General features: G+C 59.6%; 26 protein-coding genes. 6 read left to right on the top strand and 20 right to left on the bottom strand.

Going from position 1 to position 25,728, the window contains the following annotated elements; genetic code table 11:
- Positions 1–7 precede the first annotated feature (7 nt).
- Positions 8–4,369 (top strand): pilus assembly protein, encoded by a 4,362-nt coding sequence (locus ACYASU_RS04085; protein ID WP_463582023.1) that lies wholly within the window; start codon positions 8–10, stop codon positions 4,367–4,369.
- Between the two features lie 11 nt (positions 4,370–4,380).
- A complete protein-coding gene (locus tag ACYASU_RS04090) occupies positions 4,381–4,791 on the top strand; it encodes a type IV pilin protein (protein WP_463582024.1) in 411 nt (136 codons plus the stop codon).
- A 2-nt stretch (positions 4,792–4,793) separates the two neighbouring features.
- Here the strand turns inward: ACYASU_RS04090 and ACYASU_RS04095 are convergent, their stop codons facing one another.
- From ACYASU_RS04095 to pilV, 4 genes are read right to left on the bottom strand one after another with little or no spacing between them, the layout of a single operon-like run.
- Positions 4,794–5,216 (bottom strand): type IV pilin protein, encoded by a 423-nt coding sequence (locus ACYASU_RS04095; RefSeq protein ID WP_463582025.1) that lies wholly within the window; start codon positions 5,214–5,216, stop codon positions 4,794–4,796.
- Positions 5,213–5,704, bottom strand: a complete 492-nt coding sequence (locus ACYASU_RS04100) for a pilus assembly PilX family protein (protein ID WP_463582026.1) — start codon at positions 5,702–5,704, stop codon at positions 5,213–5,215. Before ACYASU_RS04100 ends, ACYASU_RS04095 begins: the two co-directional genes overlap by 4 nt.
- 4 nt (positions 5,705–5,708) lie before the next feature.
- Positions 5,709–6,410: a PilW family protein gene (locus tag ACYASU_RS04105; RefSeq protein WP_463582027.1), complete on the bottom strand. Its 702-nt coding sequence runs from the start codon at positions 6,408–6,410 to the stop codon at positions 5,709–5,711.
- A complete protein-coding gene (pilV, locus tag ACYASU_RS04110; RefSeq protein ID WP_463582028.1) occupies positions 6,407–6,862 on the bottom strand; it encodes a type IV pilus modification protein PilV in 456 nt (151 codons plus the stop codon). Before pilV ends, ACYASU_RS04105 begins: the two co-directional genes overlap by 4 nt.
- 168 nt (positions 6,863–7,030) lie before the next feature.
- Here pilV and ACYASU_RS04115 point away from each other — a divergent pair, with 168 nt between their 5' ends.
- The gene (locus ACYASU_RS04115; RefSeq protein ID WP_192173394.1) at positions 7,031–7,534 is read left to right on the top strand and encodes a GspH/FimT family pseudopilin; all 504 of its coding nucleotides are present in this window, start codon (positions 7,031–7,033) and stop codon (positions 7,532–7,534) included.
- 21 nt (positions 7,535–7,555) lie between these two features.
- On the opposite strand, the gene ispH is transcribed toward ACYASU_RS04115, so the two are convergent.
- The 6 genes from ispH to murJ all read right to left on the bottom strand — a co-directional run bounded on the left by ispH (position 7,556) and on the right by murJ (position 14,994).
- Positions 7,556–8,503 (bottom strand): 4-hydroxy-3-methylbut-2-enyl diphosphate reductase, encoded by a 948-nt coding sequence (gene ispH, locus ACYASU_RS04120; protein WP_192173395.1) that lies wholly within the window; start codon positions 8,501–8,503, stop codon positions 7,556–7,558.
- Positions 8,504–8,585: 82 nt separating this feature from the next.
- Entirely contained in the window at positions 8,586–9,038 is a 453-nt protein-coding gene (gene fkpB, locus ACYASU_RS04125; protein ID WP_463582073.1) for an FKBP-type peptidyl-prolyl cis-trans isomerase, read from the bottom strand.
- A gap of 7 nt (positions 9,039–9,045) precedes the next feature.
- Positions 9,046–9,558, bottom strand: coding sequence for a signal peptidase II (lspA, locus tag ACYASU_RS04130; RefSeq protein ID WP_065987672.1), 513 nt, complete (start codon positions 9,556–9,558; stop codon positions 9,046–9,048).
- A complete protein-coding gene (gene ileS, locus ACYASU_RS04135; RefSeq protein WP_463582029.1) occupies positions 9,551–12,382 on the bottom strand; it encodes an isoleucine--tRNA ligase in 2,832 nt (943 codons plus the stop codon). Before ileS ends, lspA begins: the two co-directional genes overlap by 8 nt.
- Position 12,383: 1 nt before the next feature.
- Positions 12,384–13,331, bottom strand: coding sequence for a bifunctional riboflavin kinase/FAD synthetase (gene ribF, locus ACYASU_RS04140; RefSeq protein WP_463582030.1), 948 nt, complete (start codon positions 13,329–13,331; stop codon positions 12,384–12,386).
- 118 nt (positions 13,332–13,449) lie between these two features.
- Positions 13,450–14,994, bottom strand: a complete 1,545-nt coding sequence (gene murJ / locus ACYASU_RS04145) for a murein biosynthesis integral membrane protein MurJ (RefSeq protein WP_192173399.1) — start codon at positions 14,992–14,994, stop codon at positions 13,450–13,452.
- A 250-nt stretch (positions 14,995–15,244) separates the two neighbouring features.
- Between murJ and rpsT the strand changes: the two genes are divergently transcribed.
- A complete protein-coding gene (gene rpsT / locus ACYASU_RS04150; RefSeq protein WP_037015424.1) occupies positions 15,245–15,523 on the top strand; it encodes a 30S ribosomal protein S20 in 279 nt (92 codons plus the stop codon).
- A gap of 68 nt (positions 15,524–15,591) precedes the next feature.
- On the opposite strand, the gene ACYASU_RS04155 is transcribed toward rpsT, so the two are convergent.
- The 5 genes from ACYASU_RS04155 to rplU all read right to left on the bottom strand — a co-directional run bounded on the left by ACYASU_RS04155 (position 15,592) and on the right by rplU (position 19,380).
- Positions 15,592–16,062 (bottom strand): CreA family protein, encoded by a 471-nt coding sequence (locus tag ACYASU_RS04155; RefSeq protein ID WP_282367111.1) that lies wholly within the window; start codon positions 16,060–16,062, stop codon positions 15,592–15,594.
- A 28-nt stretch (positions 16,063–16,090) separates the two neighbouring features.
- Positions 16,091–17,209, bottom strand: a complete 1,119-nt coding sequence (gene proB, locus ACYASU_RS04160) for a glutamate 5-kinase (RefSeq protein ID WP_463582031.1) — start codon at positions 17,207–17,209, stop codon at positions 16,091–16,093.
- Between the two features lie 85 nt (positions 17,210–17,294).
- Entirely contained in the window at positions 17,295–18,518 is a 1,224-nt protein-coding gene (gene cgtA / locus ACYASU_RS04165; protein WP_282367114.1) for an Obg family GTPase CgtA, read from the bottom strand.
- 241 nt (positions 18,519–18,759) lie between these two features.
- Positions 18,760–19,032: a 50S ribosomal protein L27 gene (rpmA, locus tag ACYASU_RS04170; RefSeq protein WP_037015434.1), complete on the bottom strand. Its 273-nt coding sequence runs from the start codon at positions 19,030–19,032 to the stop codon at positions 18,760–18,762.
- Positions 19,033–19,065: 33 nt separating this feature from the next.
- Complete coding sequence (rplU, locus tag ACYASU_RS04175; RefSeq protein ID WP_003176051.1) at positions 19,066–19,380, bottom strand: 50S ribosomal protein L21; 315 nt, start codon at positions 19,378–19,380, stop codon at positions 19,066–19,068.
- A 239-nt stretch (positions 19,381–19,619) separates the two neighbouring features.
- On the opposite strand from rplU, the gene ACYASU_RS04180 reads away from it, so the two are divergent.
- On the top strand, positions 19,620–20,588 hold the full coding sequence (locus tag ACYASU_RS04180; protein WP_192173402.1) for a polyprenyl synthetase family protein: 969 nt from the start codon (positions 19,620–19,622) through the stop codon (positions 20,586–20,588).
- Positions 20,589–20,754: 166 nt separating this feature from the next.
- Positions 20,755–20,997: a PA4570 family protein gene (locus ACYASU_RS04185; RefSeq protein WP_192173403.1), complete on the top strand. Its 243-nt coding sequence runs from the start codon at positions 20,755–20,757 to the stop codon at positions 20,995–20,997.
- A gap of 74 nt (positions 20,998–21,071) precedes the next feature.
- Here ACYASU_RS04185 and ACYASU_RS04190 read toward each other — a convergent pair whose 3' ends face one another.
- The 5 genes from ACYASU_RS04190 to ACYASU_RS04210 all read right to left on the bottom strand — a co-directional run bounded on the left by ACYASU_RS04190 (position 21,072) and on the right by ACYASU_RS04210 (position 25,719).
- Positions 21,072–21,689 carry an FKBP-type peptidyl-prolyl cis-trans isomerase gene (locus tag ACYASU_RS04190; protein ID WP_122535350.1) on the bottom strand — a complete coding sequence of 206 codons (618 nt, stop codon included), beginning with the start codon at positions 21,687–21,689 and terminating at the stop codon, positions 21,072–21,074.
- An 83-nt stretch (positions 21,690–21,772) separates the two neighbouring features.
- Complete coding sequence (locus ACYASU_RS04195) at positions 21,773–22,078, bottom strand: DUF6482 family protein (protein WP_192173404.1); 306 nt, start codon at positions 22,076–22,078, stop codon at positions 21,773–21,775.
- A gap of 30 nt (positions 22,079–22,108) precedes the next feature.
- A complete protein-coding gene (locus ACYASU_RS04200; protein ID WP_122535348.1) occupies positions 22,109–22,597 on the bottom strand; it encodes a TIGR00645 family protein in 489 nt (162 codons plus the stop codon).
- Positions 22,598–22,768: 171 nt separating this feature from the next.
- Positions 22,769–23,101, bottom strand: a complete 333-nt coding sequence (locus ACYASU_RS04205) for a PA4575 family protein (protein WP_192173472.1) — start codon at positions 23,099–23,101, stop codon at positions 22,769–22,771.
- Between the two features lie 185 nt (positions 23,102–23,286).
- Entirely contained in the window at positions 23,287–25,719 is a 2,433-nt protein-coding gene (locus ACYASU_RS04210) for a Lon protease family protein (RefSeq protein WP_463582032.1), read from the bottom strand.
- Between the last annotated feature and the right edge of the window lie 9 nt (positions 25,720–25,728).

Raw genomic sequence — 25,728 nt, forward strand, 5'->3', positions numbered from 1 at the left:
AACGACCATGAATAAGCCAATCACGCTCAGCAGTTTCATCGTTGCACTGGCCTGTCTAATCCTGCTGCCGTTCGGCTTGGCGCACGCTGCCGTGAGCCAGGTTCCCGCGCAGCTGCCGCTGTTCCTGAACAACTCCGTACCGCCGTTGAATATGCTGGTGGTGGGCCGCGACCATAAATTGTTTTTCCCTGCCTATAACGACGCCTCGGATCTGGACGGGGACGGCTCAATCGATATTCGTTACAAGCCTTCAATCACTTACCTGGGCTATTTCGACTCACTCACGTGCTACAGCTACAACAATGGTTACTTTTCGGCGCAGTCAAAAACAACGGTTGCCAACCTGAAGAAATGTCCAGGCAGCTGGAGTGGCGATTACCTTAACTACCTGACGACCTCACGCGCTGATGCGCTGCGTAAAGTGCTCTATGGCGGCTATCGCGAGGTGGACACCACCTCGCAGACCATTCTTACCCGCGCCTATATTTCGACCGACGCACACACGTGGGGCAAGGAATATTCGAGCCGTACAATCGATGGTTACGACCTGTCGGATTACACGCCACTGTCGAATCCCAGTGCGGGCAACTACACGCTCTTCGCCAACAACACGCAAAGCAGCGCGCCGTTGCTGCGTGTGCTGTCCAACGTGTCGAACATCCGCATCTTTGGCTGGGTATCCCGGGAAGTGACCCAGGGCGGGTCCAAGGCAACCAACACCAGCTTCAGCGACGTAGATGTTTCGCCCACCAGCTATCAGGTGCGGGTCGAGGTCTGTAAATCGGGCTTTATCGAAAGCAATTGCAAGCTCTATCCCAATGGTACCTACAAACCCACAGGCATCCTCCACGACTACGGTGAAGGCAACCAGATGTATTTCGGGCTTGTGACGGGAACCTACCAGAACAACATTCAGGGCGGCGTGGTCCGCAAAGCGATGGGCAGCTTCTCTGCCGAAATCGATGCCTCGACCGGCATCTTTGGCACACAGGACAGATATGGCAACTACGTAAAAGGCGCGATCATCGGCACCTTGGACGGGCTGAGGCTCAGTACCACCGGGTGCAATATTTACGTGACCCCGATGCCGAACGCGAACTGCCCAAACTGGGGGAATCCGCTTGGCGAAATGATGTTTGAGACCATGCGCTACTTCAGTGGCGAGACCACGCCTACTGCCAACTATAAATCCGGGAATGCTGACACCAGCGGTGGCTTGAGCCTGACCAGCGTCACGACGTGGAGCAACCCTTACTCGGCGACACCGAACGCAGCCGCCACACCGCCGACCTATCCGAGCTGTTCCAAACCATTCGAGACACTTTTCAGTGACGTCACCCCCAGTTATGACTCCGACTTGCCTGGCAGCAAATACACGATCAACGCCGCCCCGGGCAGTTCCGATGCGCTGAACAACCTGGATGTCAGCGCCCTTGGGCAGACAATCTGGAACACCGATGTGGGTGGCAGCAAAAACATCAACATCGGCCAGACATTAAGCGCTAGCGATCAGGCGCCGACCGCAAAAGTGGCGTCCAGTCTGGGCAACATCAGGGGACTGCCCGAAGAGCCTACCAAAGAGGGCACGTTCAACGCAGCAGCGGTGGCTTATTTCGCCAATACCAACCCGATCACGTCACTGGGTAACCAAAAGGTCCAGACTTTTTCCATCGCGCTCTCATCAACACTACCGCGGATTCAAATGCCCGTCGGTACGGGCTCAATCACGCTGGTACCATTTGGCAAAGTGGCAAGCAGCGGCATTACCGAGCAAATCACCGGTTTTTATATCGATTCGCTGTACAACATGACAGGCCAGCCCACCAACGCCAATATCAACGGCGGCCGGGCGCAGGCGGTTTTCCGGGTGGTGTTCGATGACTGCGGTCAGGGCTGTGATTACGACATGGACGCCATCGTGCTCTATACCGTCGCGGTCAACGCCCTCGGCACTCTGGATGTGACGCTGCAGACCGTCTACTCGGTATCGGGCGCCGAGTCGCACATGGGCTATACCATTTCCGGCACCACCACCGATGGTATTTATCTGGAGGTGACAGGGGGGGCCAACGGCAACCTTCACTACTCGCTGGACACGCCCGGTACGAGACTTCCCGGTGCATGCGCGACATCCACCGCGACCTGCAACAACACGGCCGACCTGCTGCCGGGACGCAAAGACCAAAACCAGGCTGTGCTCCCTTTGACTCGCGGAGATACTCACACGCGAAGATTCGTTGCCTCGCCAACGACCTCCATCACCAACCTCCAGGATCCATTGTGGTACGCGGCCAAGTGGGGCGGCTTCGGCGGCCCGACCAACACCAGCAGCAGCCTGCCGGTGGCGGGACAGTGGGATTCGACAAAATCGGGCACACCCAACAATTACTTCCTGGTGACCAACGCTTCGACGCTCAAGCAACAGCTCGACGCCGCCTTCAACCAGATTCTGCAAACCAATAACTCGGTGGCGACACCGGCAGTGGTCCCTGCGCTCGGCACCAGCAACGCGGCCGCGACATATTTGAACAGCCTCAATGTCGCCACCTGGAGCGGCGACCTGATCAAGACCACCACCACGATCAACAAAGCGGACGGCAGTACCAGCAGCGTACAGAACTGGTCTGCCTCGCAGGTAGTGCCTACATGGAGTTCGCGCAACATCCAGATGGCAGGGACGACCACTAACGGCCTGCAGGCGTTTACCTATGCCAACCTGGCGAACCGTACCTACGCCGGCATCAACTTGCAGACGACATTGACGTCTGACCAAGTGGACTTCGTGAAAGGCGACACTAGTAAAGCGACCTCCACCTATCGCCGCCGTGCCTCGCTCATCGGTGACCTGGTCAACTCCTCGCCAGTGGTGGTGGACACAGCGCTCTATGACGCTACCGTTGCCGATACGCTCGACGGACAGAGCGGCGCCTACGGAACGTTCCAGACGACCCAGAGCACCCGACGCGGGCAAGTTTACGTCGGTGCCAATGACGGGATGCTGCATGCGTTCGACACCCTGACCGGCGTCGAAAAATTCGCGTTCATCCCCACGGCAGTGATCTCGAACCTGAATGCGTTGACCAACAAGGACTACAACTCCAACTCCGCCCTTCACCGTTTCTTCGTCGACAGCACGCCGGTCGTCGCAGACGTTTACTTTGGCAGCGCCTGGCACACGATTCTGGTGGGCACGCTGGGTGCTGGAGGACGGGAAATCTTTGCGCTGGACGTCACCAATCCCGACAGCATCAGCCTGCTCTGGGAGTTCACGTCACAGAACGACGTGGATCTGGGCTCAAGTTTTTCCGTTCCTGTCATCGCCAAGCTGCACTCCGGTGAATGGGGCGTCATAGTCGGCAATGGCTACAGCGGCAACAACGGCAACGCATCACTGTTCATCCTCAATGCCGCCACAGGTGCCACGATCAGCAAGTTGACCACCTCGGTGACCGGCAACAACGGGCTGTCTTCTCCCGTGGTGCTGGATGCAAACGCCGACGGCTATGCAGATTACGTGTATGCCGGGGACCTGCTTGGCAATCTGTGGCGCTTTGACCTGATCGCAGGTTCGCTGACGGCAAACGCCACAGCGAGTAACTACAAAGTAGCGTTTGGCAACAAACCGCTCTACACCGCAACCGCGAGCGATACAGCAGGGGCCGCCGTGCAGTCCATTACCGCGCCGCCTACGGTCGTGGCCCACCCGACCGCAGCGGGAACGATCGTGTTGTTCGGAACGGGTCGCTACTTCGCGACGGCGGATAAGGCCAGCACCGACCTGCAGACTCTGTACGGCATCTGGGATAAACAAACGGTGGGCGCTGCAGCATCGTCAACGCCGACGTTGACGCGGGGCAGCCTTCAGGCTCAGACGATTACGTCCCAAGCCAATAACGTCAGTTTTACGGGCACCAGTAACGATGTCCGCATCGTGAGTAATAACACGGTGGACTGGACCGCCAAGTCGGGCTGGTATCTCGACCTTGCTGTGGGCAACACGCTTCTGGGTGAGCGGCTGGTCGATCCGCTGGTCCTCAGCGGCAGCGTATTGTTTGCATCGACGAGGACCCCTGTCACCGACGTATGCAGCCCGGGCGTCACCGGATGGCTTTACGGCCTTAACCCGACCACCGGAGGCCGCACGACCTTTACCGTGTTCAACCTTCGACGCAACGGTACGATCTCGAGCGCTGACAACTACAACGACACCGTCGTCAGCGGGATGAGCATCAGTGCCGGGGGTGTGGACGTTGGCAGCATCGGCGGCAGCAAGTACGCCACCGACTCGAGCGGCGAACCCACTGCCGTCAACACCGGAACCGCTTTCAATGGCCGTCAGAACTGGCGCGTCATCCCATACACTCCATGAGGCTGTACTCAATGCATTCTGTAACACGATCTGAACGCGGCTTCACGCTGATCGAGCTGATGATTACCGTCGCCATCGTCGCTATCCTGGCCGCGATCGCGTATCCGTCCTACACCAAATACGTTCAGCGCGGTTATCGCTCCGAAGGGATCGTGATGCTTAATGACGCAGTGGCGCGAATGGAGCGGTATTACGCGCAGAACAATACGTATGCGGTTACCAATCTCACCGCCTTGGGATTTGCCAGCGCGACGCCGCTTTCACAAACCGGTAAATACCAGTTGAGCGTGACGGCGAATGCCACGGCATATTCATTTACGGCCACACCTAAGGATCAGCAAACCCAGGATGCATGCGGAGCATTAACCATCGACCAACTTGGGAACAAGACCTCAGCTGGCGGCGCTGATTGTTTTAAATAACACTACCGCCCCCAACACCCCGCCACACTGGCAGCCCCGGACATCCCAAGATTGTCGCGCCTGCCGGTGTGTTCCAGCACAAAGCTGCCGCAGGCATCCCCTCCCATCACTCCGCCGCCAATCGGCGACGCGGTCAGCGTAAATGTCCGCTCCTTGCGCTCAGCCCCTATCCGATAAAATGCATTTCCCACTGACACCTCATGACTAAACGCCGGCGGCCCGCTGACGTCCGAGTACTGCCCTGCCCGCGAATGAAACCGCTCCAGCTTCTGCGCCTCTTCAACCAGCACCCCGGCGATCTCGGAGCGGCGAGTTTTACGGGTGTATTCGCTGTACTGCGGGTACGCGACGGCGGCGAGAATCGCGACGATGGCGATGGCAATCAGCAGTTCAATCAGGGTGAAGCCTGCGGTTGCTCTGTTCATTGCCGCTGCCGCCACATCACGCGACGCTCCTGGGTGTGGATGCTTTCGAGCACGGTGCGTGAGTCGCCCTCGATGCCAACAGCCGTCACGCGATACAAGTTCCAAAACTGACCGTCTGCGCCTCCGGCCGGCTGGTCGGTTTGGCCAACATGCTGAATGCCGTAAAAACCACCTCGCGTCGCGACCCAATCCACGCCCGACGCCGCGCCCGTTCCGCTGCTGGAAAGGGTCAACGCTTCAGGCGGTGGCACACATTTGGCTGGCGACGAACAAGCTGGCAGGGAAAAACCCGGTGCCACGATTTTCGCTTCCGCAATGCGCAGCGCTGTCTCGGCGGACTGAAACGACGCATCGCGCAGCTTTAGCGTGCCGGCCACTTTTTCCTGGAGCGTGGCGTTTTGCATCGACGATGTGGCCAGCAAGGTCAACAACAACAGGAACACCAAACTTACGATCAACACCGCACCACGTTGTGCATTCACGTTCATGCACTTACCCCAGTCGATTACGGATGGCAGCGACAACATCAAGGGTCTGTTCCTGGGCCCGGTCTGCGGGGTCGAACAGGGTCAGGGTCAATCGCACGCTGCGGATGAGGGAGGGTTCGGCAGTGGCGGCGTACCGCGTGATGGAGCGGTCGTTGATGGATCCGGCGACGCCAAACAACACGCTCAACGCACGCACGTTGCTGACCAGAGGCTGGCCGTTCAGCGACAGCTCATTGCGCGCCTTGTTGAAGCGATAGACCTGCCGGTGAATCGGCATGGCGGTCTCACCCACGGCAAGTCGAGGCGCCCGGCCGTTAGAGTAAGCGGTGGCGGATGAAACGCAGTCGGTGTGAATGACCCAGGTCGACCAGCCGCCGCCCTCCCCGGTTCCGGCCGTGGCGAGGGTCAGTGTCTGAGAACTGGCGTCCCAGTGGATCGGCTCTTCAAACGCCTTGGAGAAGCCATTGCCGACGCTGGCATCCTCGACCTTCCCCAGGCAGCCGAACATGCCCACCAGCTGCACTTCCTGGACCATTTTGCTGAGCACGAATCGTGCGTCTTCCTGCAGGCTGGCGGACGATGTCTGACTCGCATAACTGCTCTTTGAACTGATAAATATCTGCGCCAAGGCAAGGGACATCACCAACCCCAGCACCAGCGCCAACATGACTTCGACGAGGCCAAAGCCCCTCTTCAGAGTCTTCATGGCCGTGCGCCCCGCTCAGCAGAAACATCGGCAGTCAGCGTAAGCGTTTGCTGTTGCGCGGCCTCCTGGCTCGCACGGGAATCGTCCCACTTCAATGTGAGGGTCAAGCTCGATCCCGCCACCGCAATTGATGCCTCGGCGTCTTCACCGACTGCGCGCTTCAACTGCGTCGCGAAGTCGTACAGGTCTTGCTGGCGGGGCACGGCAAGACTGCCGGACGTCGGCGCCTGACTCAGCGAGGCCAGCGCATAACTGGCCTCCGGGTTGGCGCGGATGCGCTCGAACAGGTCATGGGCGATGAAGCTGACGTGCATGCTGCGCATCGAGCTGTCGGTGTATTTCAGGGCGTTGAGCTGCAACATCGCCACGCCCAATATGCCGACACTGAAGATTAGCAACGCGACCAGCACTTCGATCAATGTCATCCCTGATTGCATCGTCTTCCCTCGCATCGTCCACCTCTGCCATCCGCTGTGCAGCCACCAGTGAAGCCGATGCGCGGCGGTTTGCCCGGAGGATGTGTAACGGCGGCTTGCGGACATACCGGCTGACAATCGACCCGGTTGTCAGCGCGGCCAAGCGGGTGTTTGCTTGAGCGCCGCATTCAACGGAAGACGCTCGTGAAACAGCAAGGATTGACGCTGATTGAACTGCTGGCAGGGTTGGTAATTGTCGGCATCGTCGCCACGCTGGCGATCCCCGCCTTCGGGCAACTGATCGATTCTCAACGCCGTCAGGACACGGCTCAGCAACTGGCCAGTGGGCTGCGAATGGCTCGCACGGAGGCGATTCTGCGCAGTCAGCCGGTGGTGATGCAGGCGCTGGACAATGACTGGAGCCGAGGCTGGAATGTGTTCGTTGACAGCAACCGCAACCAGTTCAGGGACGAGGGCGAGCTTTCTCTGGCCGAGTTCGCCAGCCACCGAAATGTCAGGGTCGTCGGCAACAGCAAAGTAGCTGCGCGGATTGGTTTTGATAACACGGGGCGGCTGCTGAACAACGCCAACGGCACCCTGGCGGTGTGCCTCAAAGACGCACCCGCCAGCCGCTATCAGTTGGCGATCGCGGTGACTGGCAGGGTCACGCTGCGATCCGAGGGATTCGGCAGCGAGCCCTGCGCATGATGCGGTGACAGGATGACCGGATTACAGCAGTGACTTGACGCGCAATTCCTTCGGCATCGAGAAGGTGATGTTTTCCTCGCGCCCGGCCAGTTCGTCCGCGCCGGTCGCGCCCCAGGCGTGCAACTGCTCAATCACGCCACGCACCAGCACCTCGGGCGCCGAAGCACCGGCGGTAATGCCGATGCGTCCCACGCCGTCGAACCAGCTGCGCTGCATGTCTTCGGCACCATCAATCAAATAGGCCGGGGTCGACATGCGCTCAGCCAGTTCGCGCAGGCGATTGGAATTGGAGCTGTTCGGGCTGCCGACCACCAGCACCACGTCACACTCATCGGCCAGAACCTTTACCGCATCCTGACGGTTTTGCGTGGCGTAGCAGATGTCGTCTTTACGCGGACCGCCAATGGCCGGGAATCGCGAGCGCAAGGCGTCGATCACACGGCTGGTGTCGTCCATCGACAACGTCGTCTGGGTCACGAAAGCCAAGTTCTCGGGGTTGCCGACCTGCAGCTTGGCGACGTCCGCTTCGTCTTCGACCAGATAGATCGCGCCGCCATTGCTGGCGTCGTACTGGCCCATCGTGCCTTCGACTTCCGGGTGGCCGGCGTGACCGATGAGGATGCACTCGCGGCCATCGCGGCTGTAGCGCGCCACCTCGATATGCACTTTGGTCACCAGCGGACACGTGGCGTCGAACACCTTCAAACCGCGACCTGCCGCCTCGGTGCGCACCGCCTGTGACACGCCGTGGGCACTGAAAATCACGATGACGTCGTCCGGCACCTGCTCGAGCTCTTCGACGAAGATCGCGCCACGGCTGCGCAGGTCTTCGACGACGAATTTGTTATGAACCACTTCATGGCGCACGTAAATCGGCGGGCCAAACACTTCCAGCGCGCGATTGACGATTTCGATCGCACGGTCCACCCCGGCGCAGAAGCCTCGTGGGTTGGCGAGTTTGATTTGCATGATGTGCCTCGTGTCTACGCGCAATGAAACATAAAAACGAAAAGGCCCCGAACAGTGCCGGGGCCAAGCGCTCTGGCGATGCTCAGAGTGCCTTCACCTCGAAAATTTCCACTTCGAAGGTCAACGTCTTGCCCGCCAGCGGATGATTGAAATCGACGGTGACATGATCATCGTCCATCGTTTTCACCACGCCCGGCAGCTCGGTATTCGCCGCATCGTTAAAGATCACCAGCAGCCCTTCAGACAGCTCCATGTTCTGGAACTGCGAGCGCGGCATGATCTGCACATTCTGCGGGTTCGGCTGACCGAACGCGTTTTCCGGCGGCACCTGAAGCGTACGTTTGTCGCCGGCTTTGAAGCCAAAGATCAGCGCTTCAAAGCCCGGAAGAAGGCTGCCATCGCCAACCTTAAAGGTCGCTGGGGCCTTGTCGAACGTGCTGTCGACGGTGTCGCCGTTTTTCAGGTGCAGGGCGAAATGCAGGGTGACTTCCGTGTTCTGACCGATGCGTGTTTCCTGTGCAGCCTGTTCGGTCATCAACTGATCAGTCATTGACGGTTTCTCCGGTTTTCTTGCTCTTGAACATGTCCAGAGCCAGCATGATCGCGCCAACGGTGATGGCGCTGTCCGCGACATTGAAGGCCGGGAAGCCGTGTTCTTTCCAATGCACGAAGATAAAGTCTATGACATGGCCGATGAAGATTCGGTCATACAGATTGCCGAGCGCCCCACCCAATATCAGGGCAAGGGCAATCGCCAGCCAGGTTTCGTCACGCCCCAGGCGCTTGAGCCAGACCACCAGCACCCCACTCACCACGACCGCAATCAGCGCAAACAACCAGCGCTGCCAGCCGGAACTGTCGGCCAGGAAGCTGAACGCAGCGCCAGTGTTGTAGGCCAGCATCCAGCTGAAGTAGTCAGGAAGGATGACGATCTGCTCGTACAACTCCAGACGGTTTTCGAAGTAGAACTTGCTGGCCTGGTCAATGACCACCACCAGCACGCTCAGCCACAACCAACCCAGTCGGCCCATACGGCCAGCCGATGCATTAGGCATAGTGACGAACCTCGCCTGCACCGCTGATGTTGTCGACGCAACGACCGCAGATTTCCGGATGCTCAGGATTGACCCCGACGTCCTCGCGGTGATGCCAGCAGCGCGCGCACTTGGCGTGGCCGGATTTGACGACCTTGAGCTTCAGACCGGCCACTTCGGTAACCACAGCATCGGCAGGCGCGCTGACGAAAGGCGCGACACTGGCCGTCGAGGTGATGAGCACGAAACGCAGCTCGTTGCTCAGTTTGGACAGATCCGCTACCAGCGCGTCTTCAGCGTACAGCGTGACTTCGGCCTGCAAGTTGCCGCCAATAGCCTTGGCCGCGCGCAGGTTCTCCATCTCCTTGTTGACCGCGACCTTCACCGCCATGATCCGCTCCCAGTAGGCGCGGTCCAGCTCGAAGCCTTCTGGCAGCTCGCTCAAGTTCTGGTACCAGGTGTTGAGCATGACCGACTCGTTACGCTCGCCCGGCAGGTACTGCCACAGCTCGTCGGCGGTAAACGCCAGGATCGGTGCGATCCAGCGAACCAGCGCCTCGGAGATGTGGAACAGCGCGGTCTGGCAGGACCGACGCGCCTTGCTGTTGGCGCCGGTGGTGTACTGGCGATCCTTGATGATGTCGAGGTAGAAGCCGCCCAACTCCTGCACGCAGAAGTTGTGCACCTTCGAGTAGACGTTCCAGAAACGGTACTCGCCGTAATGCTCTTCCAACTCACGTTGCAGCAGCAGCGCGCGATCCACGGCCCAGCGATCCAGCGCGAGCATGTCTTCGGCGGGCAGCAAGTCGGTCGCCGGGTTGAAGCCGGTCAGGTTCGAGAGCAGGAAACGCGCGGTGTTGCGGATGCGACGGTACGCATCGGCGCTGCGCTGCAGGATGGTGTCCGAGACGGCCATTTCGCCGGAGTAATCGGTCGCCGAAACCCACAGGCGCATGATGTCGGCGCCCAGCGTGTCGTTGACTTTCTGCGGCGCAATCACGTTGCCCAGCGACTTGGACATCTTGCGGCCGTTCTCGTCCACGGTAAAACCATGGGTGAGCAATTCACGGTACGGCGCGTGATTGTCGATGGCGCAACCGGTCAGCAGCGACGAGTGGAACCAGCCACGGTGCTGGTCGGAGCCTTCCAGGTACAGGTCGGCGCGTGGACCGGTTTCGTGGCCCATCGGGTGCGAGCCGCGCAGTACATGCCAGTGCGTGGTGCCGGAATCGAACCAGACGTCCAGGGTGTCGGAGATCTTGTCGTACTGCGGCGCTTCGCCACCCAACAGCTCGGCCGCGTCCATCTTGAACCAGGCTTCGATGCCTTCCTGCTCGACGCGCTGGGCGACTTCTTCCATCAGCTCAACGGTGCGCGGGTGCAGCTCGCCGCTTTCCTTGTTCAGGAAAAACGGGATCGGCACACCCCAGTTGCGCTGACGGGAGATGCACCAGTCAGGGCGGTTGGCGATCATCGAGTGCAGGCGCGCCTGCCCCCATGCCGGGACGAACTTGGTTTCTTCGATGGCTTTCACGGCGCGGTTGCGCAGGGTGTCGCCCGACGTCGGCTGCTTGTCCATGCCGACGAACCACTGCGCGGTGGCGCGGTAGATCAGCGGCGTTTTGTGGCGCCAGCAGTGCATGTAGCTGTGGGTGATGGTTTCGGTGTGCAGCAACGCGCCGACGTCGGTCAGCTTGTCGATGATGGGCTGGTTGGCCTTGAAGATGAACTGGCCGCCAAAGAACTCCAGCGACGGGCTGTACACGCCGTTGCTCTGCACCGGGCTGATGATGTCGTCGTTGGTCAGGCCGTAGGCTTTGCAGATCACGAAGTCATCGACGCCATAGGCCGGCGAGCAGTGAACGACGCCGGTACCGGCGCCCAGCTCGACGTAGTCGGCCAGATAGATGGGCGACAGACGATCGTAGAACGGATGACGGAAATTGATCAGCTCAAGCGCCGAACCCTCGGCCGTCGCCAACACCGAACCTTCGAGGTTCCAGCGCTTCAGGCAGGACTCTACCAGCTCTTCAGCCAGCACCAGCAGGCGCTCGCCGGTATCGACCAGCGCATAGGTGAATTCCGGGTGAACGTTGAGCGCCTGGTTCGCCGGGATGGTCCACGGGGTGGTGGTCCAGATCACGATGGCAGCAGGTTTGCTCAGGCTTGGCAGACCGAAGGCGGCAGCGAGCTTGTCGGCATCGGCAACCGGGAAGGCCACGTCGATGGTGGACGATTTCTTGTCCTGGTATTCGACTTCTGCTTCAGCCAATGCCGAGGCGCAGTCGAAACACCAGTTGACCGGCTTCAGGCCCTTGAAGACGAAGCCGTTCTTGACCATTTCGGCCAGCGCGCGGATTTCCCCGGCTTCGTTGGCGAAGTCCATGGTGCGGTACGGGTTGTCCCAGTCGCCGAGCACGCCCAGACGAATGAACTCGGCTTTCTGGCCTTCGATCTGCTCGGCCGCGTAGGCACGGCACAGTTCGCGGGTCTTGTCCGCAGGCAGGTTTTTGCCGTGGGTGACTTCGACCTTGTGCTCGATCGGCAGACCGTGGCAATCCCAGCCCGGAACATAAGGCGCGTCGAAGCCCGAAAGGGTCTTCGAGCGAACGATCATGTCCTTGAGAATCTTGTTGACCGCATGACCGATGTGGATATTGCCGTTGGCGTACGGAGGCCCGTCGTGCAGCACGAACTTGGGCCGATCCTTGCCAATTTCGCGCAGCTTCTGGTACAGGCCAATGCTGTCCCAGCGCTGCAGAGTTTGCGGCTCGCGCTGGGGCAGGCCGGCCTTCATCGGGAAGGCGGTGTCCGGAAGATTAAGCGTGGCTTTGTAGTCGGTCATTTCAGGCTCTAAAGTTTAGCGGTTGGTCGTGCCAGTGGGCACGAGCGGCAGCGACATCCGCATCGATCGCCGTCTTGAGCGCCTCAAGGGAGGCAAAGCGCTGCTCATCACGCAGCTTCTGGTGGAATACCACCGTCAAACGCCGGCCATAGATATCGCCGGTAAAATCCAGAAGGTGAATCTCCAGGTGGGGACGTCCATCGCCCGCCACGCTGGGACGCACGCCAATGTTGGCGACGCCCGGCCACACCTTGCCGTCAATCTGCGCGCTGACCAGATAGACACCGGTCAATGGCACGCGACGACGCTTGAGTTGCACGTTGGCGGTGGGCGTACCCAGCTGACGCGCCAGTTTCTGGCCATGCAGCACGCGGCCGGAAATCTCGAACGGGCGGCCCAGCAAATGCTCCGCCAGTTTGAAGTCTGCGGCGGCCAGCGCGGTGCGCACCTTGGTGCTGCTGACGCGGAAGCCGTCGATCTCGACAGTCTGTGCCGCTTCGACGGTAAAGCCCTTCTCGGCGCCTACGTTTTGCAGGAAATCAAAATCACCGATCCGGTCGCAGCCAAAGCGGAAGTCGTCGCCGACCTCCAGATGCTTCACGCCCAGGCCATCTATCAGCACGGTGTCGACAAACTCGGAGGCGCTGAGCCTGCTGAAACGCTGGTTGAATGCCAGACACAACACCAGATCAACGCCCTCGCCAACAAGCAGATCAAGCTTGTCACGCAGTCGGGCCAAGCGGGCCGGCGCCGTCTCGGGAGCGAAGAACTCGCGCGGTTGCGGTTCGAAGATCACCACACAACTGGGCAAACCCAGCTCGACGGCACGCTCACGCAGGCGCGCCAGGATAGCCTGGTGACCCCGGTGAACACCGTCGAAATTGCCAATGGTGGCGACGCAGCCCCGGTGCTGCGGGCGCAGATTGTGAAGGCCTCGAACCAGCTGCATAACGCGCTTCTTGCTCATAAAGTGGCCGATTATAACCACACACCGCCGTCAACGACAGGCGACACATCCGGGCAAACCGCAACAATCGACGTTAACCGGCAGAAAACGACGACTGATCCTACAGGATCGCCTTGCGGGCGAAATGCCTGACCCGGAAACCCAACACCAACAAGGTGCCGAAATACGCCAGGACGCCTGCCAGCACCAGCGCACCTAGGCGCAGGAAACGCTGCAGCATCTCACCGTCCGACCAGGCGGGCATCACATGCATCAGGCCCAGCAGCACGGCGGACATCACCGCCACGGCGACAATCAGCTTGCCCAAAAACACCGGCCACCCTGGCTGCGGCTGAAACAGGTCCTGCTTGCGCAACTGCCAGAACAGCAGCAAGGCGTTCAGGCATGCGCCCGCGCTGATCGCCAGCGCCAGACCTGCATGAGCCAAGTGGATGACATAGACGAAAAGCAGGTTGAACAGCTGAGTCACTATGAGGGTGAAGATCGCGATTTTCACCGGAGTGCGGATATTTTGTTGGGCATAAAAGCCGGGGGCCAGCACCTTGATCACGATAATCCCGAGCAGTCCGACCGAATACGCGACCAGCGCACGCTGAGTCATCGCGGCATCTTCGCCGTCGAACTTGCCGTACTGGAACAGCGAAACCGTCAGCGGCTCGGCGAGCAATCCGAGCGCCAGGGTGCACGGGAGCACCAGCAGGAAGCACAGGCGCAGGCCCCAGTCGAGGATGCGCGAATATTCGTGGCGATCCCGGCTGGCGTAGGTTTTCGAGAGAATCGGCAGAAGAATCGTCCCCAACGCCACGCCGAGCACACCAGAAGGCAGCTCCATCAGACGGTCGGCGTAGTACATCCAGGACACCGAGCCGGCAACAAGGAACGAGGCGAAGATCGTGTTGATGATCAGCGATATCTGACTGACTGACACCCCGAGCATGGCCGGCAGCATTTGCTTCATCACCCGCCAGACACCGGTGTCGCGCAGATTGAGGCGCGGCAGCACCAGCATGCCGATCTTCTTTAGATGCGGCAGTTGGTAAAGAAGCTGCAGCAGCCCGCCCGCTAGTACCGCCCAGCCCAGCGCCATGACGGGCGGGTGGAAATACGGCGTGAGAAACAGGGCGAAGAAGATCATCGCCAGATTGAGCAGCGTCGGCACGAACGCCGGAACGGAGAAGCGATTCCACGTATTGAGGATCGCGCCGGCCAGCGAAGACAGCGAGATGAGCAATATATAAGGAAAGGTCACCCGCAACAGGTCCGAGGTGAGCTGGAATTTCTCCGGCGTGTCGGCAAATCCCGGCGCAGTCGCCCAGATGACCCAAGGGGCGAACACGACGCCCAACACAGTGACGATCGCCAGCGCCAACGTCAGCAAGCCGGTTACATATGCAACAAATGTGCGGGTTGCCTCCTCGCCCTGCTGGCTTTTGTATTCCGCCAGGATCGGCACGAATGCCTGGGAAAAGGCGCCCTCGGCAAAGATCCGGCGCAGCAGGTTAGGCAGTTTGAAGGCGATAAAGAAGGCATCAGTGGCCATGCCGGCGCCGAATGCGCGCGCGATGATGGTATCGCGGACAAAGCCCAGCACCCGCGAAAGCATCGTAATAGAGCTAACGGCGGCAAGCGATTTGAGTAGATTCATCGAAAGGTTGTACGCCTGACCAAAGGAAGCGCCAAAGCGCGTTCCATATATGCGATACTCCGCGCCGCAAAACAGCTCAGAGCCAAAGCCCGCGAGTTTACAGGTCGCACGCCGGAAAGAAATCACCTCGGCACCACACCGCGACCACTCAGCGGAACGCATCAACTGCCCTTGACAAGCGTCAATCTCATCGGCATGATTCGCGGCCTATTTTGTTAGCTATTTCCCAAGTCTTTCGAGGAGCTCGACGGTGGCCAACACACCTTCCGCCAAAAAACGTGCAAAACAGGCTGAGAAGCGTCGCAGCCACAACGCCAGCATGCGTTCCATGGTTCGTACCTACATCAAGAATGTAGTTAAAGCCATCGACGCTAAAGACGCTGAAAAAGCGCAAGCTGCTTATGTTCTGGCCGTGCCAGTTATCGACCGTATGGCCGATAAAGGCATCATCCACAAGAACAAAGCTGCTCGCCATAAAGGTCGCTTGAATGGCCACATCAAGGCTCTGAACCTTGCTGCTGCAGCCTAAGCGATCCGCTTGTTAAAAAACCGACCTCAGGGTCGGTTTTTTATTGCCTTCGATTTGACGCTTCAGCATCAAGGCGCGGGAGCAGGCGCCCACGGCAGAATCGGGATCGCGGTCACTGCATTCTGCGGACTGCCCTCGATCACCTTGTCGCTGTAGACGAGGTACACCAGCGTGTTTCGCTTCTTGTCGAGGAATCGCACGACCTGCATGGTCTTGAACACCAGCGAAGTCCGCTCCTTGAACACCTCATCACCGTCCTTCAATTGCTCCTTGAAGTGAATGGGACCGACCTGCCGGCAAGCGATGGACGCCTCGGCACGATCTTCAGCCAGGCCCAGCCCACCCTTCACCCCACCGGTTTTCGCGCGGGACAGATAGCACGTCACGCCATCGACTTTGGGGTCGTCGAAAGCTTCGACCACGATCCGATCGTTCGGACCGACCATCTTGAATACGGTCGATACCTGGCCGATCTCTTCAGCCGACGCCAGCACTGGCAACATCAGTAACGCGCCTACCAGCCCTTTCATGACTCGCATGTATGCTTCCTTCTTTTGATAATGCACTTCAGACCAGAATCAGGTTGTCACGATGCACGAGCTCAGGCTCAGCCATGTAGCCCAGCTCCTTGACGATGGCGTCAGAGGGCAGGCCAATGATCTTCTGCGCTTCCAGCGCACTGTAATTGCTCAGACCGCGAGCGATCTCGCGACCGTCAGCCGCCACGCACACGACCATCTCGCCGCGACGAAAGCTGCCCTGCACCAGCTTGACGCCGACCGGCAACAAACTCTTGTGGCTTTCGGTCAACGCCCTCACCGCGCCCTCGTCCAGCACCAGCGTGCCACGGGTCTGCAGGTGTCCCGCCAGCCACTGCTTGCGAGCCGCGAGCATCTCGCGCTCCGGGGACAGCAACGTACCCAATCGCTCACCGGCCTTCAAACGCGCGAGCACGCGCTCGATGCGGCCACCCACAATCACGGTGTGCGCGCCGGAACGGGCGGCCAGTCGTGCAGCACGCAATTTGGTCTGCATGCCGCCACGACCCAGCGCACCGCCGGTGCCGCCAGCGACTGCATCAAGGGCGGGATCATCGGCGCGCGCCTCGTAAATGAGCTGCGCCTCGGGATTGTTGCGGGGGTCGGCGTCGAACATGCCGTCGCGATCGGTCAGGATGACCAACAGGTCAGCCTCAACCAGGTTGGCCACCAGCGCTGCCAGGGTGTCGTTGTCGCCAAAACGAATCTCGTCGGTGACGACCGTGTCGTTTTCATTGATGACAGGGACGACGCCCAGCTCAACCAGGGTGCGCAACGTGCTTCGGGCGTTCAGGTAGCGCTTGCGATCAGACAGATCATCGTGGGTGAGCAGAATCTGCGCGGTGTGGCGCTGATGCTCGGCAAAGCTGGATTCCCACGCTTGCACCAGCCCCATCTGACCGATTGCTGCAGCGGCCTGAAGCTCATGCATGGCACTCGGTCGCGCAGTCCAGCCCAGACGACTCATGCCGGCCGCTACCGCGCCGGACGACACCAGGACCAGTTCGACACCCGCCTCATGCAGCGCCACCATCTGCTCGACCCAAACACCCATCGCGTTGCGATCCAGACCCTTGCCGTCCGCCGTCAGCAGCGCACTTCCGATCTTCACCACCCAACGCTGGGCACCTGTCACCTTGCTCCGCATGATCTTTCAACCTTAAGCCAGAGAGTCCGAATTCTAGATACTAAAACGCCGCTTCAAGAGCGGCGTCGTAGTTTACTGCAGTCGATCAGTCGCGGACGTAAATGATTTCCGGACCATCTTCGTCTTCCACGTCTTCCTCATCCCAATCGTCATCGCCGATGTCATGCACGCTCTTCACGCCGCTACGGCGCAGAGCACGCTGATCATCCAGCGCCTGCAGCTGGGCGCGGGCTTCGTCTTCGATGCGTTGATCCAGCTCAGCCAGCTCGGCAGCGTAGGCCGGGTCATTGGCCAGACGGTCAGCGCGGTCTTCGAGATAGCGCATGATGTCGTGGGTCAGGCGATCGGTGCCTTCTTTGGCGATGGCCGAGATCACGTAGACGGGGCCGGTCCACTCCAGGCGATCAATGATCTCCTGCTTGCGGGCTTCATGCTCTTCTTCGAGGATCTGGTCGCACTTGTTCAGCACCAGCCAGCGATCACGGTCGGCCAGCGCAGGGCTGAACTTGACCAGCTCGTTGACGATGACTTCAGCGGCATCCGGCGCGCTGCTTTCATCCAGCGGCGCCATGTCGACGAGGTGCAGGAGCAGACGCGTACGCGCCAGGTGCTTGAGGAAGCGAATCCCCAGACCGGCACCGTGGGAAGCGCCTTCGATCAAGCCGGGAATATCGGCGATGACAAAGCTTTTCCAGCGATCAACACTGACAACGCCCAGGTTCGGCACCAGCGTAGTGAACGGGTAATCAGCGACCTTTGGCTTGGCAGCCGATACCGAACGAATGAACGTGCTCTTGCCAGCATTCGGCAAACCGAGCAGACCGACGTCAGCCAATACTTTCAGCTCCAGCTTGAGGTCACGCTGCTCACCCGGCTTGCCCGGAGTGGTCTGACGCGGCGCGCGGTTGGTGCTGGATTTGAAACGCGTGTTACCCAGACCGTGCCAGCCACCATGGGCTACCAACAGACGCTGACCGGCCTTGGTCAGGTCACCGATGACCTCTTGGGTACCGGCGTCGATCACAGTGGTGCCGACCGGCACGCGCAACACCAGCTCTTCACCCTTGCGACCGGTGCAGTCGGTGCTGCCGCCGTTCGAACCGCGCTCGGCGTCGAAATGGCGGGTGTAGCGGTAGTCGACCAAGGTATTGAGGTTTTCGTCAGCGATCATGTAGATCGAGCCGCCGTCACCACCATCACCGCCGTTGGGACCACCGTTCTCGATGAATTTTTCGCGGCGGAAGCTCATGCAACCGTTACCGCCATCACCGGCCTTTACTCGAATGGATACTTCATCAACAAATTTCATAGCGCACGCCTCCCGTCACAAAGACGAGCAAACAACATTGATTCATAAGGCTCTTGCAAAGATGAGCGTTGCGATACCGATCAAAAACCAGCGACTTCACACCACAACGGCCCACACAAACAGCTTTGCAAGAGACTCACCAGAAACAGGACCTTCTACAAACGAAAAAGCCCTGTCATCGACAGGGCTTTTCAGCTCAGGAGGCGTGAAGGCCAGGCCCTCACACCCCCTGAACGCAAGATTATGCCGCGACTTCAGTCTTTGGCACGATGCTTACATAGCGACGACCGAAGGCGCCTTTAACCTGGAACTTGATCACGCCTTCGACTTTAGCGAACAGGGTGTGATCCTTGCCCATGCCAACGCCGTAGCCAGCGTGGAATTGGGTGCCGCGCTGACGCACGATGATGTTGCCCGGAACGATAACCTGGCCGCCATACATCTTCACGCCAAGGCGTTTGGCTTCTGAGTCGCGACCGTTACGGGTACTACCACCAGCTTTTTTGTGTGCCATGAGTCAATTCTCCTAGTGAGGATTAGGCTGAAATTAAGCCTGAATACCGGTGATTTTGATCTCGGTGTACCACTGGCGGTGGCCCATACGCTTCATGTGGTGCTTACGACGACGGAACTTGATGATGCGGACTTTATCGTGACGACCTTGGGAGATCACTTCAGCCACAACGGTAGCGCCTGCAACAACTGGAGCGCCGATGTTCACGTCGTCGCCATTGGCAACCAACAGAACGCGATCAAAGGTAACGGATTCGCCGGTAGCGATTTCCAGTTTCTCAATCTTCAGGTATTCACCTGGGGCGACCTTGTATTGCTTGCCGCCAGTAACGATTACTGCATAAGACATGGTGTATCTCCGATAATCCTGCTCACCCAGCTCTTTATAGGAAGAGGTATTGGCTGGCATGGCTGCACAAGGCTGGAAGGCCGACATGCAATTGCGTAAGGCAGGTGCTGCCCAGGAAGTTAGGGTGCGCGATTGTACGCAAGCGATCAACGCCTTGCAAGCTGCGTTATGTCACGCCTTGACAGGGTGGGGCCTGCAACCTAGCATGCCGCGCAACCCTTCTGGAGCACGTCTCGCTGATGCAACCCCAAGCCTTCTACACCGCTGTGGCAGACGACTTTACCGCCGTCGACCACATTATCAAGAAGCAGCTGACATCGCGCGTGCCGCTGGTCTCCAAAATCGGCGACTACATCACTTCTGCTGGCGGTAAACGCCTGCGCCCGTTGCTCGTTCTGTTATGCGGCAAAGCGCTGGGCTCTGGCGGTGATGACTTGCGCCTGTTAGCCGCAACCATCGAATTCCTGCACACCGCTACCCTGCTGCACGATGACGTTGTCGACATGTCCGGCATGCGCCGTGGCCGCTCGACCGCCAACGCGATGTGGGGCAACGCACCGAGCGTGCTGGTAGGGGATTTTCTGTATTCGCGCTCGTTTGAGATGATGGTCGAACTGGGCTCGATGCAGGTGATGCAGATCCTGTCGAAGGCTACCCGGGTTATCGCGGAAGGCGAAGTGTTGCAGCTGTCGAAAGTGCGCGACGCCAGCACCACCGAAGAAACCTACATGGAGGTCATCCGCGGCAAAACCGCGATGCTCTTCGAAGCATCGACCCACAGCGCCGCCGCACTGGCCAATGCCGGTCCCGAGCAAAGCGAAGCACTGCGCACCTTTGGTGATCATCTGGGGGTCGCTTTCCAGTTGGTCGACGACCTGCTGGACTATCGCGGCGACGCCGAAACCCTCGGCAAGAACGTCGGCGACGACCTCGCCGAAGGCAAGCCTACCCTGCCGCTGATCTACACCATGCGTGAAGGCACCCCTGAACAAGCCGCGCTGGTTCGTCAGGCCATTCAGAAGGGCGGCCTGGAAGATCTCGAAAGCATCCGCGATGCTGTGGAAAAGTCAGGCGCCCTCGAATACACAGCCCAGCTTGCACGCGACTACATTGCTCGCGCCATTGCCTGCCTGGATGTGCTGCCGCCGAGCATCTACCGCGACGCCCTCGTCGAGCTGAGTGAATTTGCGGTCGCGCGCACGCACTGACCGCTGCCCTGCTCCACCAAAAGCCCGTCCACGTGACGGGCTTTTTGTTGCCTGCGATTCAGCACCGTTTTATAGACCTCACGCTCTAATGCGAATTAATCTCAAATAGATCCTTGCTATTCCTCAGATAAGAATTATTCTCATTGAAACACACAAGGAGAATCACATGACGTATCTGATTGATGCCTGGCTTGATCGCCCACAGCCCTACCTTCGCATCCTGGATCGCGAGACGGGCAAAGTGTGTGCAGTGCTGGAGGAGGAGGCGCTCGACGAGTTGCGTGATCAGGGGGATCTGGATGTCAGCAGCTTGAGCTCAAGCGAACCCGGTGTTCAGAAGGAGATGGTGCGAAGTCTGTTTCTGTTCTGCTATGCGCGGGCATTGCGCCCGGCCATTGAACTGCATTGATGAGAACAGATAAAACGACGATGCCGAGCCAGCGCGGGGCTGACTCGGCATCTGTCGAGCGTGAATCGTGAACCTTACAGAACGTCGAGCAGCTCGACGTCGAAGACCAGGACGCTGTGTGGCGGAATGCTGCCAACGCCTTGAGCGCCGTAGGCCAGTTCGCTAGGAACGTACAGGCGCCATTTGCTGCCGGCCTTCATCAGTTGAAGAGCTTCGGTCCAGCCTGGAATCACGCCGCCCACCGGGAATTCAGCCGGCTCGCCACGATCGTAGGAGCTGTCAAACACAGTGCCGTCGATCAGCATGCCGTGGTAGTGAGTGCGCACGTTGCTTTCGCGGGTCGGCTGAGCGCCTTCGCCCGCAGTGATCACTTCATATTGCAGACCGGAGGCCAGGGTGGTCACGCCATCACGCTTGGCGTTTTCAGTCAGGTATTCCTTGCCTGCGCCAGCCGCTGCTTCAGCTTTGGCTGCTGCTTCGGCTTGCATGATTTCGCGGATGACTTTGAAGCTCGCGCCCATTTCTTCCTGGCCAACACGGCTCGGCTTGCCGGCGAAAGCGTCGGTCAGGCCAGCCAGAATAGCGTCCAGATCGACGCCCGGTGGCGGGTTGTCACGCAGTTGGTCGCCCAGTTGACGACCAATACCGTAGCTGACGCGAGTTTCGTCGGTGGACAGATTGACTTCGGACATGAGACTGCTCCGCTGAAGAGCGCCCTCGGGCGCCCGTATTTAAAGGCCGGGCAGCCTAGCACAAAGCGTAATACCCGTAACCTCTACCAGGCGGATCGAAAAGCCAGGGGGATTTTGACGTCTTGATTCAGGTCGTCGTTCACGCCGCACATCTCGTCGTGAACCACGGCATGGACCAGATTGAACGGCATCGGCGCAACCGGCTGCAGCAGTTCGCGTGCGTGCTCGACTGAGCGCAGGTGCAATGCCTTGTTCTGCGCATCGACCAAACGATGCGCGACGCCCTGCATCCTGGCTTCCAGCAAGTAAATGCCGCCTTCGATGGAGATCAGATTGAGCTCTTCAACACCTCCGGTGCTGGCGTGGGAAATGAGTTCCTGAAGGTTCATGGCAAATCCTCGCGGGCCGCAGGAAGTCGATCAGTGCTTGGTGACTTTGTCCAGAAAGCCCATGGCGCAGGCCGACACAACAAAGGTCATGTGGATGATCACGTACCACATCAAGTACTGCGGCTCGATGTTCTTGGCGTCCATGAACACCCGCAACAGGTGAATGGACGAAATCGCGACGATGGACGCGGCGACTTTCATCTTCAGGGACGAAGAATCCATCTTGCCCAGCCAGTTGAGCTTTTCCTTGCCTTCGTCGATGTCCAGCTGCGACACGAAGTTCTCGTAGCCGGAGATCATCACCATGACCAGCAAACCACCGACCAGCGCCATGTCGATCAACGACAGCAGCACAAGGATCAGGTCAGATTCGGCCAGCGCGAATACGTTGGGGATGATGTGGAAGATTTCCTGGAAAAACTTCAGCGCCAGCGCCAGAAGCCCCAGAGACAAACCAAAGTAGATCGGCGCCAGCAGCCAGCGGGATGCGTACATGGCATTTTCGATAAAACGTTCCATTGAAGCTCACTGATAATTTAAAAGCTCGCGAGTATAGGGCGAGGGCCGATTAGCACAACCCACTGCGAAAAGAGTTGAAACAATAACGCCCGATCGGGCATGGGGGAAGCTCGGCAAATCCGCGTCTGCAGACCGTAGAAGGCAGACGCGGAACGCCTCGAAACGAAGGGGTCAGTTGGCGGGAGACGTCCGCTGACCCACGGCGGCGTCGCTGTTGATTCTTCGCAGCTCCCCCTGGAGGTGAAGGCCCCAGATCGGGATCTCCTCCGCCGTTTGGTAGCCATGCAGCAGGAGGCTTTCGGCAATGGCATCAAGGACCGATTCGGCAGCAACCGGTCCATGAAAAGGCCCCTGAGCCTTGAGTGCGGAGGGCTGTTCGCCAGACATTCCGGCGGCGAACAACAAGGTCCACATTCCTTTATCGCCTGACAGCGGGCGAACAACACATTCGATTCGGGTCACCAGACCCAGGCATTGGCGAGTGAGGCAGAGGCTGCGCGGCATGGCGAGCTCCTTATTGATTGCAGTATTCATATCCTTCGCATAACGAGGGAAACGCGTCAGTCCCTTTGACAACTGCTGCAACCCGACAATATCGAACAACTACCCCGTTGGAAAAGCGCGAAAACGAAAAGGGCGCCGAATGGTCATTTGGCCATCAAGCGCCCCGTTTCATTGACGTCAAAGGCCTAGCTTTTCAGCTCGGGCTGTAATTGTGGCGCCTCCTTTTCGAGCTCTTTGAGGTCGTCGTCGCTGAGCATTTCAGCGATGTCGCGCAGACGGTCCACCACCCTGCCGTTCACCGAATCATCGGGGAATTGACCGTCCTCGTCCGCTTCACCCACCGGCATGCCGACCAACAGACTCAGCGCCTCATCCACCTGGCGCACGGCGTACACGTGGAACTGCCCCGCGCGCACGGCTTGCAGCACGCGCTCGTCCAGCATCAGCGTGGCGACGTTGGCGTGGGGAATGATCGCGCCTTGATCGCCCGTAAGACCTCGGGCTTCACAGAGTCGGAAGAAGCCTTCGATCTTCTCGTTGACGCCGCCGACCGCCTGGACTTCGCCAAACTGGTTGATCGAGCCGGTGATGGCGAAGCACTGCTTGAGCGGGGTTTTCGACAAGGCGGAGATCAGCGTGCAGACCTCGCCGAGGGAAGCGCTGTCGCCATCGACATAACCGTAGGACTGCTCCAGCGCGATGCTCGCGGAAATGGCCAGCGGGAATTCCTGGGCGTAACGGCTGCCCAGATAACCGGTGAGGATCATCACCCCTTTGGAGTGAATCGGCTGGCCCAGGTTGACCTCACGCTCGATGTCGACGATGCCGCTACCGCCCGGGTAAACCGTCGCCGAGATGCGCGCCGGCACACCGAACGCCGAATCCCCCACTTCCAGCACCGTCAGGCCGTTGCACTTGCCGACCGCCGCGCCCTGAGTGTCGATCAGGATGATGCCAGCGAGCATGTCATCCAGAATTCGGGCCGACACACGACCGGTGCGGGTAGCCTTGGCCTTTAACGCGCGCTCGATGTGCCCGGCGTCAGTGCGCTCGTCACCGGCCACACTGCGAATGAAGTCCGCTTCGCTGACCAGTTGGAATAGATCGCCGATGCGCGCCGACAAGCGCCCCTGGTGCTCGGCGAGGCGCGCGCTGTACGTGGCAAGACGCGCAACCGCATCCGCCGTCAGCGGCGCCATGCCCTCCTCCGAGGTCCGGGTTTTGAGCAACTGGGCGAACTGCTCCAGGCTCTCGTCGACCATCGGGATGTCTTCGTCGAAATCCACCAGCACCCGGAACATTTCCTGGAAGTCCGGATCGAGGTCCTGCAGCGTGTAATACAGCGACCGCGCGCCAATGATGATGACTTTGACCTGCAGCGGGATGGTCTGCGGGGTCAGCGTTACGGTGGCCAGACGACCCAGTTCACCCAGTGGCGCTTCCATTTTCAGTTTGCGCGATTGCAGGGAGCGCTTGAGGGCGTCCCACACGAACGGCTCGCTGAGCATTTTCTCGGCTTCCAGCACCAGAAAACCGCCGTTGGCCCGGTGAAATGCTCCGGGGCGCAGCTGACGATAGGTGGTGTAAAGCGCGCCCTGGTCGGTGCTGTATTCGATGCGTCCGAAGAGGTTGTCGTAGGTCGGGTGCGGCTCGAATACCACCGGCGCGCCGCCGCTGGCGGAATGCCCGACCATCAGGCTCGGGCAGTATTGCTCTTCCAGCAGCTTGCGCGCCTGGGCATCGGTTTTGCTGTCGTCGACCAATTGCTCGACCACGGTTCTGAGCAGGTTAACCTGCACTGCCTGAAGGTAGGCGCACACCGCTGCGTTCTCGGCGTACTGCTCGGACAACGGTGCCAGCAAAGGCTGAAGCGCGAGGATGATGGTCTCTTCATTGAGCTCACGCATCTGGTTGTTGGACTCGCGCTTCCACTGCGGCAGGCTGGCGAGTTCTTCATTCAACCGCTCTTCCAGCGTCGAAATATCGGTGTGAAAACGCTCGCGCTCGGCTTCCGGCAATTGCGAAAACTCGGCCTCGTCCAGCGCCTTGCCTTCGAGCATCGGGGTGAACGCAATGTTGGTGCTGTCGCGGTACAGCGCGATGTCCTTTTCCAGCGCAAGACGTTCGATGACATCGAGGGCGCGGTCGTAGCGCTGATTGAAGGCGCGGTCAATCGAGCTCTTCTTCTGCTGGTAGGACGGATGCTCGAACACCGCAGGAAACGTCGACAGCAGGTTGTCGATCAGTCCGTTGATGTCGGCAATGAACGCACTGGCGCTGCCGGGCGGCAGTTCAAGGGCGCGCGGCTCACGGGCGTCATCGAAATTGTTGACGTACACCCAGTCCGACGGCGTCTGCATGCGCTTGGCTTCGGCCTTGAGGTAGCGCTTGACGAAGGAGAAGCGGCCGGTGCCGGGCTCGCCCATGACGAACACGTTGTAACCAGGGCGCGGCATGGCGACGCCGAATTGCAGGGCTTCGACCGCGCGCTCCTGGCCGAGTACGCCGCGAAAGGGTTCCAGATCGTTGGTTGTCGTGAAGCTGAACTGTTCAGCGGAAAAGGGACGGGTCAGCGCTTCGGGCGCAAGTCGCAAGCTGGCAGCAACAGAATCGGGCATCGGACATCC

This window comes from Pseudomonas sp. HP_12, from assembly GCF_055283955.1.